Raw genomic sequence first — 13,357 nt, forward strand, 5'->3', positions numbered from 1 at the left:
GCGACCGGTACTACACCTGCCCTGTTGGTTCGGGCATTTGACGAAGGAAAGCCACCCTCCGTGTCACGCGTCATGCTCGTCCAGCCCGGCGCGCGGCATAACTACGCACTGGCGCGCTTCCTGAACCAGCACGGCATGCTGCAGCGACTCTACACCGATTTCGCACTCGGCACGGGACATCCCTTGCGCGGACTTTCGCATCTGCCGCTCCCGGCGAATGTCAAAGCCAGGCTAAATCGTCGTGCCACCGATGCGGTGCCGGCGCGCAAAGTCCGTTCGGGGGTAAATGTCGCGGTACCTGGAGGGGGGCGGCGCACGCTCCGCCGCCCGAGCGCACGAGATGTCGCAGAAAGCGATGGCTTCTACCTGCAATATTTTACCGATGGCGCAGAGCTCCGAGCGCGGGCCCCGCGCAAGCCGATCATTTCCGACGTATTCATCGTGCCGAGTGCCTATCGCGCGGTCGACCGCGAAGTCGCAGACTTTCCGGATTGGGGCGAGGCGCCGACCAGTCCCGAACTTGGCCGTCGTTACGACACGCATTCGCTCGCAATGTTCGAGCAATCCGACATTCTCTTCTGCCCGTCGCAGGCGGTAATCGACGACGTCGCCAGGCACGGCGCTCGGTTTGCCAGCAAATGCCGACTGGTGCCCTATGGCGCCAGCTTGCACGCAGGGGTGGGGACGCCCGAGCCCGGTCGCATCCTGTTTTGCGGATCGCTGCACTTGCGCAAGGGCGTGCAGTACATTCGCGCAGCCGCCGACATGTTGCGCGATAGCCATCCACACATCCGTTTCGTGTTTGCGGGCAGCGGGAGTGCGACGACGCGGGTCAAGCTGGCCGCGCCGAACACTGAATTGCTCGGCCATCTCGGCAAGGCAGATTTGCTACGCGAGTTCGCACGCGCCGATTTGTTCCTGTTCCCGTCGTTAGCGGAGGGTGCGGCCGGAACGGTCCTTGAGGCGATGGCGAGCGGCTTGCCGATCGTCGCGACGCGCGAAGGCGGGGTGGATTTTACGGACGGCGTCAGCGGCATCGTGCTGCCGCCGCGCGACCCGGAGGCAATCGCGGACGCCGTCGTGCGGATCGTCGAGGACCGGGCTTTGCGCGCGGCACTTTCCGCCGGAGCGACACACGAAGCGGAAGCCTATTCGATGGCGGCGTGGGAAGCGCGCTTCATCGCCGCGGTATCCGATGTCTTCTAACCGCCCCATCCTGCATATCGTGCCGTCCGAGCCGTGGGGCGGGATCCAGGCGCTCGTCCCGATGCTGGCGCGCGAGCAGGTCGCGCAGGGGCGGCAAGTGACGCTGCTTTGCCTTGGACGGGGCGAGCGGGTGCGGACGGTGGCGACGCAATACGGTCTCGGCGCGGTGACCCGCAGCATCTCGGGCCCATTGGCGCCGCTCCGGTTGATGCTGACGTTGCTTGCCACGCGTAATGCGATCATTCACACCCATTGCGAGCCAATTTGGACCGCAGGCCTGATCGCGCTCAGCGGTACGTCGCGCTGGATCGAACACGCCCATGTCTATCCCGATGACGACCTGACGTGGAAGAAGCGCCTTTCGCGACGGCTGCAGCGTCTCGCCGCCCACCATATCGCGATCTCGCACTCGATCGGTCGCGCGGTGATCGCGACCGGTATCGCTCGCCCAGATGCGCTCGCAGTGGTGTATAACGGCGTCGCCGACGATACCCGTGCAGCACCGTCCGGGCGATCGGCCGCGGGCCCGCTGACGGTGGGGTTCGTGGGGCGCGTCGTCGCCGAAAAGGGCATCTTCGATTTTCTCGAGCTCGCGGCTGCACTGGCATCCGATTCGCGTATGACTTTCGCGGTCTATGGCGACGGCAGCGACCTTGCCGAGGCGCGTGCGCGTGCCGCAGCGCTCGGCATCGCCGACCGGGTCGTGTTCCACGGCTATGTCGAAGATATCGCTGCAGCGTGGGACACGCTCGATCTTGTAGCAATCTTCTCGCATCGCGAACCCTTCGGACTGGTGTTTCTGGAAGCGGTCCAGCGCGGCGTCCCATCGATCAGCTACGCGAACAATTCGGGCGGCAGCGAGGTGGCAGCGGTATTGCGCAGCGCATATCGCGTACAAGCGGGCGACATTGCGGCCGCTGCGAACATCGTCCGCGATCTGGCCGAAGCGAGCGTGACCGCTACAGCATCGCTGGCACTGGATCGGGCGACCGTGGCAACACGATTCGACATCGCCACGATGGCACGCGGCGTAGATGCCGTATACCGGCGGCTGGAGCAGACCCATCAAGCGGCGGACGCTGCCGTCACATCAGGCGCATCGCAATGACTCGCCTCGCCATCCTGTTCGACAATTTCGGGCCGTACCACATCGCCCGGATGCTCGGCGCGAGTGCGCACCTCGATGTCGTGGCGGTCGAGGCGACACCGCGCGGCACGGAATATGCCTGGGACAAGCCGACCGTCCCTGCCCCGCTGCACTATCTGCCGCTGGCCAAATCGGGCACCGTGCGCGACATCGTCGCCGAACTCGAGGCCAAGCTGGCCCCGCTCGACATCGCTGCGATCGCCTTGCCGGGGTGGTCGTCACGCGCGGCCTTTGCAAGCCTGATCTGGGCACGACAACGGGCCATTCCGGCAATCCTGATGTCAGAAACCAACGCTTGGGATTTTGAACGCAAGCCCGTGGCCGAATGGGTCAAGCGCCGTATCGTGGCGCATTACAGTGCCGGCCTCGTCACAAGCGACTCGCAAGAGCGCTATCTGGTCGATCTCGGTCTGGCGGAGGCGGCGATCTTCCGTGGCTATAACGCGGTCGACAATGCCTATTTTTCGCGTGCGGCTGCTGCCGCCGCGATGCCGGATGGCCTGTCCGAGGCAATCCGCGGGCGGTATTTTCTCACCTCGAACCGCTTTATCGAGAAGAAAAATTTGGCGCGCCTGCTCGATGCCTATGCCGCCTTCCGACGCGGGCGCAGCGACGATCCAACAGATTGGCCGCTGGTGCTGCTCGGTGACGGCGAATTGCGTGGCGCATTGGAAGCGCAGCGCGCGGCGCTCGGTCTAACCGAGCACGTATTGATGCCGGGGTTCCGCCAAATTGACGAGTTGCCTCGCTTTTACGGATCCGCCGGCGCCTTCGTCCACGCCTCCACCACCGAACAATGGGGGCTGGTCGTCAACGAAGCGATGGCCAGCGGCCTGCCGGTTGCGATCTCCAAACGCTGTGGATGCGCCGAAGTGTTGGTCGACGATGGCGTCACGGGGCTGCTGTTCGATCCCCTTGATACCGCCGGCATCACCCACGCGCTGGAGACGCTGACGGATCGTTCGCGCGCCGCGACACTGGCGGCCGCGGGCCGCGCGCGTGTCTATCAATGGGGGCCAGAGCGGTTTGGCAGTGGGATCGCGCAGGCGCTCGACCACGGCGTCTCGCGGCTGCAGCACCCGACGATAGTTGATCGAATCGCATTATCGGGGGTCGCACGCCGGTAACCGGGCGCCGCGATCTGCGGTAAATGTCACGATGGAGTTGTAAGGCAACAGCCGAGCCGTTAATCGCGGCGGTGTCGTGCGGAGGCTGTTCCGCCTTGGGGGAAGCCTGTTGAAAGTCGTCATTCTGTGCGGTGGCAAGGGAACGCGCCTGGGCGAGGTTACCGGCAACGCGGTCCCGAAGCCCATGGCGCTGGTCGGCGGGGATCCGATCCTGCTTCACATCATGCGCAGCTACGCCCGACACGGCTTCAAGGAATTCGTGCTGTGCGCTGGGCACCTTAGCTGGTCGATCAAGAGCTATTTTCTCAATTACCATGCGCAGCGGTGCGATGTGACCGTGCGGCTCGGCGAACAACCAGTCACGGAGTACCATCCGCACGAGCTCGACGGCGACGATTGGACCGTCACCATCGCAGAAACCGGCGCGGAAACCGCAACGGCGGGCCGCTTGCGCCGCGTGGCGCGGCACCTCACGCCGGGTGAACCCTTCATGCTGACGTATGGCGATGGCGTATCGGATGTCGATCTTACGGCGCTTGCGACATTTCACCGTGCCCACGGCAAGCTCGTCACGATGACTGGAGTGGTACCTCCCGGGCGGTTCGGCGAGCTGCAATTGGAAGGCAATCAGGTCGTCGATTGGGCCGAAAAGCCCAACGTCACCGATCGCTTCATCAATGGCGGCTTCATGGTGATGAACCCCGAGTTCCTCAACCGCTTCGTCGCCGACAAGGATGATGACGTGATGCTCGAACGCGAACCGCTGATCGAGGCGACCGCCGCGGGCGAACTGATGCTGTATCGCCATGACGGCTTTTGGCAGTGCATGGATACCGCCCGGGACTGGACGTACCTCAACGATCTGTGGTCCGCTGGCAAGGCGCCCTGGGCGGTGCGCTGAGCGTGTTTCAGGGTTATTATCGCGGACGCAAGGTCCTCATCACCGGCCATACGGGTTTCAAGGGAAGCTGGCTCGCGCTCTGGCTGCAACGGCTCGGTGCAGAGGTCACGGGCTATTCGATCGACATCCCGACCGTGCCGTCACTGTTCGAACTCGCCGGCGTTGAAGACGTGGTGGATCACCATATTGGCGACATCCTGGATGTAGCGGAACTCAACCGCGTGGTAGCGGAGAGCGAGGCCGAGATCGTCTTTCATCTCGCCGCGCAACCGTTGGTGCGGCTGTCCTACGAACGCCCGGTCGAAACGCTGGCGACGAACGTGGTCGGAACCGCCAACGTCCTCGAGGCAGTACGCGCGACAGGGCGCGCCACGACGGTTATCGTCGTCACCTCGGACAAATGCTACGCCAATACCGGATCGATTTGGGGCTATCGCGAGATCGATCCGATGGGCGGTCACGATCCCTACAGCATGAGCAAGGGCGCCGCCGAGCTGGTGGTCGACAGTTGGCGGAGCAGCTTCTTTTCCGGGCCAGCATCGCAGGTCCGGCTGGCGAGCGGACGCGCCGGTAACGTGATTGGCGGCGGCGATTGGGCGGCGGATCGGTTGATGACCGACTGCATCGCGGCACTGGTCGCGGGTCGTCCGATCGAAATCCGCAATCCTCTCGCGACCCGGCCGTGGCAACATGTGCTGGAACCGCTGAGCGGCTATCTTTGGCTCGGTGCGCGGCTCGCAACCGCCGATGACGCGACGACATTGGCAAGTGGCTGGAACTTCGGTCCTTCGGTGGCAAGCGTACAGCCCGTCGAGAACGTCGTGGCACAAGCGATTGCGGCATGGGGCGGCGGCACCTGGGAAATGGCAAACGCGCACGACGCGCCGCACGAGGCGTTCGCGCTCGCGCTGAACTGCGACAAGGCGCACCATCTCATGAAATGGCAACCGGCTTGGGGTTTCGAACAATCGATCCGGCAGACTGTCTCCTGGTATCGCGATTGGGCCGATGGCGGGGTTGATCTCTCCGCGCTGACGCTCGCGACGATCGCGGAATATGAAGCAGCCGGCACAGCACAGGGCATCGCCTGGGCAACGGCATGACCCGTCCGCTGCGGATCGCGCTCTTCACGCCCGACCTACGCCCTTCGGCAGGCGGCCCGCCCCGCGTCGTTCTGGGAAGTGCCCAAGCGCTCGTCGCGCGTGGCCACACCGTCACGATTTTCACCCTGGCGGTCGCGGCGCTCGCTTCGCCTGGGGTTGAAATCTGCTGCTTCCCCGCCGACCGTCCAGCCAGGATAGGCCGTAGTCGCGCAATGCGGCAGGCGGCGCAGCGCCGAATCGCAGACTTCGACGCGCTGCATGTCCATGCGATCTGGGAAGCCGGTGCTGCCGATCTCGCTGCAGTCTTCCGTGCGGCAGGAAAACCGGTGATCGTCTCTGCGCATGGTATGCTCGATCGCTGGTCGATGGCGCAGTCCAGGCTCAACAAAGCGGTCGCACTGCGCTTGTGGACCGGGAGCTTGCTTTCGCGGGCCACCGCCATCGTCTTCGCAACCGACGAAGAAGCGGCGGAAGCCAGTGCCCTTCACCCAAAGACGCCGCGTGCGATCGTGGCTAACGGCATCGACATTGCCGCGACCGAAGCAGCCGTCGAGGCCGGACTCGACGGTGTGCGGAGCAAGGTGCCGGGCCTTTCGATATGGCCGCGTACAATCGTGTATCTCAGCCGCCTACATCCCAAAAAGGGCGTGGACCAGCTCGTCGAGGCGCGGCTCGCGCTGGATGCCCGCTTCGATGACGTGGGGCTGCTGATCGCCGGCATTCCGCAGGACGACGGCCTGTTGCAAGCGATGCGCAGCAGGATTGCGGAATCGCCGTTGCGGGACCGGATCACGTTGACGACCGATCTGATCGGGCCGGTCGCAATCGGTGCCTTGGGCGCGGCGCACCTGTTCGTGCTGCCGTCGCATCAGGAAGGCTTCTCGATCGCCATCTTGGAAGCGATGGCCGCCGGGCTCCCGGTTCTCATCACGGACAAATGCCATTTGCCGGAGATAGAAGCGTGGGAAGCAGGCGCGGTCGTCCCCGATACGGTCGATGGTGTTAAAGCCGGGCTTGAGCGGCTGCTGTCGCTGCCGGCCGCGACGCTCGCCAACATGGGGGAGAAGGCGCGGAACGCGGTAGAGCGACACTATGGTTGGCCGGTGATCGCCGGACAATTGGAAGCACTCTACCACAGCGGCCGGTCGCCGCGATGACGGCACCCCAGACGGTTCTATTGACCGGTGGAAGCGGCTTCATCGGTGCGCACTTGGCGCGGCACCTGTATGCCGCCGGGTATCGCGTCGAGGCACCGCCGCGCGCGACACTCGATCTGGAAGATCCTGCTGCGGTGGCCCGTTTCGTCGATACGTGCGGTCCCGACGTCGTCATCAACCTCGCATCTCCCGCAATGGCCTATGTTCGGGCATCGACGGCCGCGGAGGCCGAAGACGCGAAGCAGCGCGAGCTGCGGGTTGCCTTGGCGTTGACGGCCGCAGTCCGACCGGGCACGCGTTTCGTTCAGGCGGGTAGCATGGCCGAATACGGCTATAGCGGGCGCCATGCCGAGGATGCCCCGTGCCGCCCGGTCAGCGTGTACGGTCGCGCGAAGCTTGCTGCGAGCCTGGCAGTGCTAGAGGCCTGTGCGGCAAGTGGGATCGATGCCACGGTAGCCCGCATCTTCGGTGCCTATGGCCCGGGAGAAAATGAACGCCGCCTGTTCCCGCAAATTCTAGCGGCCCGATATCACGACCGACCGATCGATCTGAGCGACGGTAGCCAGTTGCGCGATTTCATCCATGTCGATGATGTGTGCACGGCGATCGTGCGGTTGATCGCGCTGCCGATGCCGCTGCAACCGGTCTACAATGTGGGCACGGGACACGCGGTCAGCGTGCGCATGGCGGTCGAGCGGATAGCGCGAGAAGCAGAGATTACCGCATCGCGCCTGCACTTCGGCGCAATGCCGCGATCCGTCGTGGATGAGGAAAAGCTGGAAGCCGACATCACCAATCTGCTGGCCGCGCTCGACTGGTCTCCGCCGCAGCGTTTCATGGCGACCGCACCGCTGCTGCCCTCCCTTGACCCCGAAGCAGCTTCGCCCGAAACCGGACCATCGACATGAGCCTTTTGCCCGTTACCGTCGTCATACCTACCAAGAACGAAGCCAAGAACCTCCCCCAATGCCTGTCGCGCCTAAGCGATTTCGCACAGGTCTGGGTGGTGGATTCAGGTAGTAGCGATGGCACGCAACAGATCGCCCGCGACCATGGTGCACGGGTGATCGCTTTCACCTGGACCGGCGGATACCCGAAAAAGCGCAATTGGGTGTTGCTGAACGAGCGCTTCGAAACGCCGTGGGTATTGTTTCTGGACGGCGACGAGCAAGTCTCGCGCGAATTTATCAACGAGTTGGCGAGTGCATTGGCCAACACCGACAAGGTTGGGTTCTGGCTGAATTACACCACCCATTTCATGGGCAAGGTGCTGAAGCACGGCCTGCCGCAGCGAAAGCTTGCGCTATTCCGGGTAGGAGCCGGGCTTTATGAACGGATCGAAGACCCCGGCTGGAGCAAGCTCGACATGGAAGTGCACGAGCATCCCCAGCTCGACGGACGCATTGGCGAAATTGCCGCGCGGATCGACCATCTCGATTTTCGCGGAATCGAACATTTTATCGCGCGGCATAATAGCTATTCGACCTGGGAAGTACATCGTCGTGCCCAATTGATGGCCGATACTGCCGGTGCCTGGGCCCGGCTAACGAAGCGGCAGAAGACGAAATACCGGGCGCTTGACAAATGGTGGTTCGCGTCCGCGTATTTCCTCGGCACTTATATCGCCAAGCGGGGATTTCTGGATGGCGCGGCAGGGCTGCACTACGCCCTGATGAAATTCGCCTATTTTCACGACATAAAGCTTAAGATCGACGAGCACGCCCAGCAGTAGCGCGGGGAATCGTATCCGGTGCGGGAACGCCCCACGTCGATGGGGCCCTACGCCGAAAGGTGGCGCCCCGGCTGCGTGGCTGCCTGGTTTTCGTCGCTCGACCGGCCCGCCGGATCGCGCGCGAGCAGCGCGAGGCACAGTCCGAATACGGCGGCTATCGCGCCGGTTCGTAGCGGATAGTCCGCCAGACTGTGCAGCAATACGATCAGCGCGGCAACAGAGGCGCCCTGCGCCAGCGGATCGCGCTGACGGTCGATCAGCCACACTGATCCGATGCGGAGCACAAACCAGACCAGAAACGCCAGCAGCAGCACTGTACCCGGTAAGCCGGATTCCAGGACGAATTCGAGCAGGTCGTTATGCGCGTGGTTGGCAAAAACAGAAATGACACGTTCCGGATTCTCGAACAGGTGGAACACCTGCGGAAAGCTACCGAAACCCGAACCAACCGTTCCGAAATCGCCGATTGCCTTGATCGCCAGGTGCCACATGCTCATGCGGCTGAGATCGCCGCCGCCAAGGTCCGTCGTCGTGAGATCCCCGATTCCGCTATTGATCGCGACCACCATGGCGATGAGCACAACCAATACGACCCCACCAACGAAACCCAGCCGCAAGCTGCGCGGCAGACCCGAGAGCACAATAGCAGCGCTGCCCGCCAGCGACAGCAGCGCCAGTCCCACGCCCGCCACCGACTTCGTCATTGTGACGCCCAGCAAGCCGAGCAGAACGACTGCAAGCAGCACTGCCGCGGCGAATATGCGCGACACGCCCCCCGCCCCATCGGCCTCGCCGCGCCAGCGCGCGACCAGGCCCGCCGCAAGCGGTAGGGTCAGGCACATCAACGTCGCGAAATGGTTCGAGTTGGCGAAGAAGCCAACTGCACTGCCGCCGTTGGTAAAGCTGTAAAAATAGAGATGCTCGTTTCCTGCGACCTGCGCCACACCAAGCAACACCGACAAAATCATCAGCGCGATCAGCGACAACACCGCAGCGCGAGCAACCGGCCGCCGGAACGCGCCGATCATTACGATCATCGCGAGCGGCGGAAGCAGCGACAAACCCGACTGCACCGTCTTCTCCGGCGCAAGCGAGAGCGGCATCCACGGCAACGGCAATCCCAGTGCCGCCAATCCTTCGACGACGAGACGTCGGCCCGGCAGACTGCTCCACAGCACAGGCGGTAACGGTATCAGTTGCAGAACGAATAAAGCGCCGAACAACCCGACGAGAAGGAGCAATTGTCGCTCCCCGCCCGCGCGCGGCGTGGGCTTCGACCGCGCGAACGTCGCCGCGATCGCGATCACAGATGCAACTTGCAGTACCGCATTGGCCGTGCCCCCGGCCACGCTCCATCCGCCCAGCGTCACCGCCAGCAGCAAGAAGCCGCCAACAGCCACCGCTTGCCATAGCGCGGTTCCGCGCAGGTCGAGCGAGGGAAGGATGGATTGAGGTTGGTTACGCGTCACTGGACCGCCTCGATTGCGACCGAGCGGATCGCGCCCGACAGGTGCTTCGCGAAATCTGCGGAATTGACCTTCAGCGACAATGTTTGCGCCTCGCATCCGGCGGCCACCGCAAAGGGCGTACCCGAGACGCGACGCGCAGTGCCGTCGAGCGGCACGGGGAGTTCGTTCAAGGCGGTGCCACCGGATGCGCATGTCACCGCCCAAATCAGCGGCGCCGCACCATTCTCGTTGGAAACCGGATCGAATTTCGCCTGCGTGACGATGCGATAGCGCCCCGGCGGCAGCAACAGCATCTGCTTGGCTAGGATCGATCCGTCGCTACCAGAGTAATCGACCGTCAAGCCGGCCCCGGCCGTCATGCTGGTCGTGCCTCCTGCACCATCAGCCAGTTCCCACGCGAAGGGGGGAAGCGCCGCAGCCCCGGTGAAAGCGCCGTCGAACACACGGCCGACGGCCTTTTGCGACGCATCGGGCAACCACTGTATCCAGGCGAGATACGCCCGTTCATAATCGCGCTGCCTGATCATTTGGGCGAGAAAGGCACGTCGGTCGTCCGGCGCGCCAGGAGGCGCGATGTTGGTTACCGGCGCGTGCTTACCCGAAGACTCAAGCATCTCGAAGACGATCGCGCGATCGACATTGGAACTACTGAGCGCGGTCAAATAGGTGTCACGCCACGCCGCACCCCGCGCGATCTCTGCCTTTATTTCCTTACGCGCCACAGGGTCGGCACTGACCTGCGCGATTGCCTGCCAAATCGCGCTAGATTCGCGATTGAGCACGGCGAGGCGGATCAGCGCCCGCGTTGCAGCGGCCGCATCATTAGCTTTTGCCCGGTCCGCCACCTGCCACGCCCATGCCGGCGCCAACCGTGGATCACGCCGCAATGCCAGCGCGTTCAACGTCCGCGCGTTGACCACAGCGGCCGGTGCGCGAGTTGCGGCGACGATAAAAAACGGGGGCGCCGAAAGCGGTTGGCGCTGCGCGGCTTGATACGCGAACGCAATATCCTTCGCGGAGGGCAGCCGCCGCGAAACCGCAATGGCGTCCGCAATCGATGCCAACCGCTGATCGGTCGGCACAACGCCGATTAGTTGGCCCAGCTTCGTCGCGGCTGGACGAGCCTGTTCAGTCGAAACCGTGATGATCCCGACAAAGGTCAATGCACCGATGAACGCGACCGAACGCCGCGTCCAGGAACCGCGCTTGGTCGTCATTCTTTCTCGATCGAAATCTGGCGCCGCGCACCGGCCTCTGCATTTTTGATCTGCTTTTGACCGTAGCTATATCCGTAACCATAGCCATAGCCATAGCCGTAGCTCGCACCCTTCAGGTCGAACTTGGTTATGACGCCTCCAACAATCCGCGCGCCAGCCTGCTCGAGGCGGCTCAGCGCACGCAGCGCCGCGGGGCGACGGATTCGCCCCGCCTGTACCACGAAGATCGTCGCATCGACGACCGACGACAGGATCGGCGCGTCGGCAAGGCCCATCACCGGCGGCGAATCGAAGATCACGATGTCGAACATGCCCTCAGCCTCGGCAAGCACTTCGCGCAAGCGCATGCCGCCCAAAAGCTCGACCGGGTTCGGCGGAATCGGTCCGCTCGGCACCAGGAAGAGATTGGGGATCGACGTCGGCGTAATGTGGTTGCGCAAATCGTCGGTCGAGGCGAGCAGCGACGACAGGCCCGCCCCTTCCGAACCGGCCGGAACCGAGAATGAAGGTTTCCGCATGTCGGCGTCGATCAACAGGACGGATTTGCCCAAGCGCGCAAAGCCACGCGCGATGGCGAAGCAGCTGCTCGATTTGCCTTCGGCCGCCTGGGAGCTGGTCACGACCAGCGATTTAGGCGCGCCGCCCGCGGTCGTGAACTTGATCGCCGTGCGGGTCGACAGATACGCTTCGGACTGCGCCGAGCTTGGATCGTCGAGCGCGTCGAGCATGGTCATGCCCTTCGCGACCGATGGGACGACGCCAAGCAAGGTCAGATGCAGGCGATTGCGAACGTCGTCCGGGTTCTTGATCGTGTCGTCGATGAACTCGATCGCAAACGCTACACCGGCACCGATAATCAAGCCGATCAGCAGGGAGATAAGAAGGTTATTGCGCAGGTTCGGCGCAAATGGCCCGCCCGGCACCAACGCGCGATCAACGATCGAGACCTGGCTCGCCCCGACGCCGCCAGCGACGCTGACCTGTTTGAAGCGCTGCAACAGACCATCATAGAGCGAGCGGTTGGTATCAACCTCGCGCGACAGGATGTTGTACTGGATCTGACGGTTGCGCAGGTTGAGCACCCCCGAGGTCAGTTGTGCGACGCGGGCACGCAGTTGCTGCTCGCGGCCAAGTGCGGCGCGATATTCGCCCGCATAGTTGTTACTGACCGAACCAGAAATTTCGCCCTGCGCGCGAGCGATTTGCTGATCGAGCTCGCGGATTCGCGTCTTCAGCGCGACCATTTCAGGATAGTCTGGTTTGAACGTACCGAGCTTCTCCTGGAAATCGACTTGCAGCTTGGCACGCTCGGCTTTTAGACCGCCCACAGCTGTGCTGTTGATGGCCGCCGACTGGCCGGCAGATGCCCCCTCGCTCCGGAATTTCTGCTCAGCAGCGATACGCTCGGCCTGCGCGGTGGCGAGCGCAGCGTTGAGAGAGGTGAGCGTGCTGCCCTCGAGTGATTCGCCGCCGCCATCTTTGCCGCCACCTTGGTCCGCACCGCCGCCGACCATCACGATTTTCTCGCGTCCGGCATATTCAACCAGATCCCGTTCAGACTTCTCGAGCGCTGCCTTTGTCTGGGTCAGCCGCTGCTCTAGGAACTTACGGGCAAACGCGGAGGATTCGTATTTCCGTTCGAGGTTCGACGCGATGTAATTGTCCGCAACCGAATTGGCGACGGCCGCCGCCACCCCCGGGTCGCGACTTTCGTAAGTGATGTTGATCAGGCGACTGCCTTGAACGACGTCGATCCGCAGCCCCCCGGCCACCGCACCGGTCACCTGTTTGATCTGGGCGGCAGGATTGACGGCATTTGGCGCGATCTTGGCGCGCGAACCAGCGTCGAGACTCCGCGCAACACGCTCGGCCAGATCGCGACTGCGCAGCAGCCCGATTTGCGTTCCCATGAACTGCGGATCGCGCATCACCTGCGACTCGGCACCGGTGCCGTCCTTGCCTGGCCCGAGATTGATCTCCTGCAGCGCCAGCTCGACCTGCGCAGTCGCGCGATAACGCTTGCTGGTCAGCATCGTCGCGACGATGCCAGTGATCAGCGCCGCAGCGACGATTGCGGCGATGAGCCACCGCCACTTGCCAAAAATGCGCAACGCCTCGCGTGCGCTGATCTGATTGCCGCTTTCTTGCTGCACTTCAGCAGCGCCAAAAATCGGCGCCGCCATCGCGTTTTGCAGGCCGCGCGACTGACCGCTCGCCCCCGCCGCCACGATCTCGTTGGTTTCCTTATTCATCAGCTATGGTCGCCTAACAAAATCATACGGGGCGGCACTAAGTGCC

The 13,357-nt window shown here is 63.5% G+C and carries 11 protein-coding genes; 8 read left to right on the forward strand and 3 right to left on the reverse strand.

The window, feature by feature from the left end:
- Positions 1 to 72 precede the first annotated feature (72 nt).
- The 8 genes from AB5I39_RS03885 (at position 73) to AB5I39_RS03920 (ending at position 8,373) form a co-directional block, all read left to right on the forward strand.
- Positions 73 to 1,206, forward strand: coding sequence for a glycosyltransferase family 4 protein (locus tag AB5I39_RS03885; RefSeq protein ID WP_404371399.1), 1,134 nt, complete (start codon positions 73 to 75; stop codon positions 1,204 to 1,206).
- Entirely contained in the window at positions 1,196 to 2,314 is a 1,119-nt protein-coding gene (locus AB5I39_RS03890; protein ID WP_404371402.1) for a glycosyltransferase family 4 protein, read from the forward strand. Before AB5I39_RS03885 ends, AB5I39_RS03890 begins: the two co-directional genes overlap by 11 nt.
- Positions 2,311 to 3,480: a glycosyltransferase family 4 protein gene (locus AB5I39_RS03895; protein WP_404371404.1), complete on the forward strand. Its 1,170-nt coding sequence runs from the start codon at positions 2,311 to 2,313 to the stop codon at positions 3,478 to 3,480. The genes AB5I39_RS03890 and AB5I39_RS03895 overlap by 4 nt, the downstream gene beginning before the upstream one ends.
- 109 nt (positions 3,481 to 3,589) lie before the next feature.
- Positions 3,590 to 4,381, forward strand: coding sequence for a glucose-1-phosphate cytidylyltransferase (locus AB5I39_RS03900; protein WP_404371407.1), 792 nt, complete (start codon positions 3,590 to 3,592; stop codon positions 4,379 to 4,381).
- Positions 4,345 to 5,484 carry a CDP-glucose 4,6-dehydratase gene (rfbG, locus tag AB5I39_RS03905; protein ID WP_404371410.1) on the forward strand — a complete coding sequence of 380 codons (1,140 nt, stop codon included), beginning with the start codon at positions 4,345 to 4,347 and terminating at the stop codon, positions 5,482 to 5,484. The genes AB5I39_RS03900 and rfbG overlap by 37 nt, the downstream gene beginning before the upstream one ends.
- Complete coding sequence (locus AB5I39_RS03910; protein WP_404371413.1) at positions 5,481 to 6,641, forward strand: glycosyltransferase; 1,161 nt, start codon at positions 5,481 to 5,483, stop codon at positions 6,639 to 6,641. Before rfbG ends, AB5I39_RS03910 begins: the two co-directional genes overlap by 4 nt.
- Positions 6,638 to 7,549 (forward strand): NAD-dependent epimerase/dehydratase family protein, encoded by a 912-nt coding sequence (locus AB5I39_RS03915; RefSeq protein WP_404371415.1) that lies wholly within the window; start codon positions 6,638 to 6,640, stop codon positions 7,547 to 7,549. Before AB5I39_RS03910 ends, AB5I39_RS03915 begins: the two co-directional genes overlap by 4 nt.
- Complete coding sequence (locus tag AB5I39_RS03920; RefSeq protein ID WP_404371418.1) at positions 7,546 to 8,373, forward strand: glycosyltransferase family 2 protein; 828 nt, start codon at positions 7,546 to 7,548, stop codon at positions 8,371 to 8,373. The genes AB5I39_RS03915 and AB5I39_RS03920 overlap by 4 nt, the downstream gene beginning before the upstream one ends.
- A 47-nt stretch (positions 8,374 to 8,420) precedes the next feature.
- On the opposite strand, the gene AB5I39_RS03925 is transcribed toward AB5I39_RS03920, so the two are convergent.
- Genes AB5I39_RS03925 through AB5I39_RS03935 form a run of 3 tightly spaced genes read right to left on the reverse strand, consistent with a single transcriptional unit; the run spans position 8,421 to position 13,311 of the window.
- Entirely contained in the window at positions 8,421 to 9,842 is a 1,422-nt protein-coding gene (locus tag AB5I39_RS03925; protein WP_404371421.1) for an O-antigen ligase family protein, read from the reverse strand.
- Positions 9,839 to 11,059, reverse strand: a complete 1,221-nt coding sequence (locus AB5I39_RS03930; RefSeq protein WP_404371424.1) for a hypothetical protein — start codon at positions 11,057 to 11,059, stop codon at positions 9,839 to 9,841. The genes AB5I39_RS03925 and AB5I39_RS03930 overlap by 4 nt, the downstream gene beginning before the upstream one ends.
- Positions 11,056 to 13,311: a GumC family protein gene (locus AB5I39_RS03935; RefSeq protein WP_404371427.1), complete on the reverse strand. Its 2,256-nt coding sequence runs from the start codon at positions 13,309 to 13,311 to the stop codon at positions 11,056 to 11,058. The genes AB5I39_RS03930 and AB5I39_RS03935 overlap by 4 nt, the downstream gene beginning before the upstream one ends.
- Between the last annotated feature and the right edge of the window lie 46 nt (positions 13,312 to 13,357).

Origin of the sequence: Sphingomonas sp. MMS24-J45 (assembly GCF_044881195.1) — a bacterium.
Lineage (GTDB): Bacteria > Pseudomonadota > Alphaproteobacteria > Sphingomonadales > Sphingomonadaceae > Sphingomonas.

Excerpts from the sequence above, each read along its gene's own strand:
- AB5I39_RS03935 (WP_404371427.1), bottom strand. The coding sequence starts at position 13,311 with ATGAATAAGGAAACCAACGAGATCGTGGCGGCGGGGGCGAGCGGTCAG.
- AB5I39_RS03915 (WP_404371415.1), top strand. The coding sequence starts at position 6,638 with ATGACGGCACCCCAGACGGTTCTATTGACCGGTGGAAGCGGCTTCATC.
- AB5I39_RS03895 (WP_404371404.1), top strand. The coding sequence starts at position 2,311 with ATGACTCGCCTCGCCATCCTGTTCGACAATTTCGGGCCGTACCACATC.
- AB5I39_RS03890 (WP_404371402.1), top strand. The coding sequence starts at position 1,196 with ATGTCTTCTAACCGCCCCATCCTGCATATCGTGCCGTCCGAGCCGTGG.
- AB5I39_RS03885 (WP_404371399.1), top strand. The coding sequence starts at position 73 with ATGCTCGTCCAGCCCGGCGCGCGGCATAACTACGCACTGGCGCGCTTC.
- AB5I39_RS03930 (WP_404371424.1), bottom strand. The coding sequence starts at position 11,059 with ATGACGACCAAGCGCGGTTCCTGGACGCGGCGTTCGGTCGCGTTCATC.
- AB5I39_RS03910 (WP_404371413.1), top strand. The coding sequence starts at position 5,481 with ATGACCCGTCCGCTGCGGATCGCGCTCTTCACGCCCGACCTACGCCCT.
- AB5I39_RS03920 (WP_404371418.1), top strand. The coding sequence starts at position 7,546 with ATGAGCCTTTTGCCCGTTACCGTCGTCATACCTACCAAGAACGAAGCC.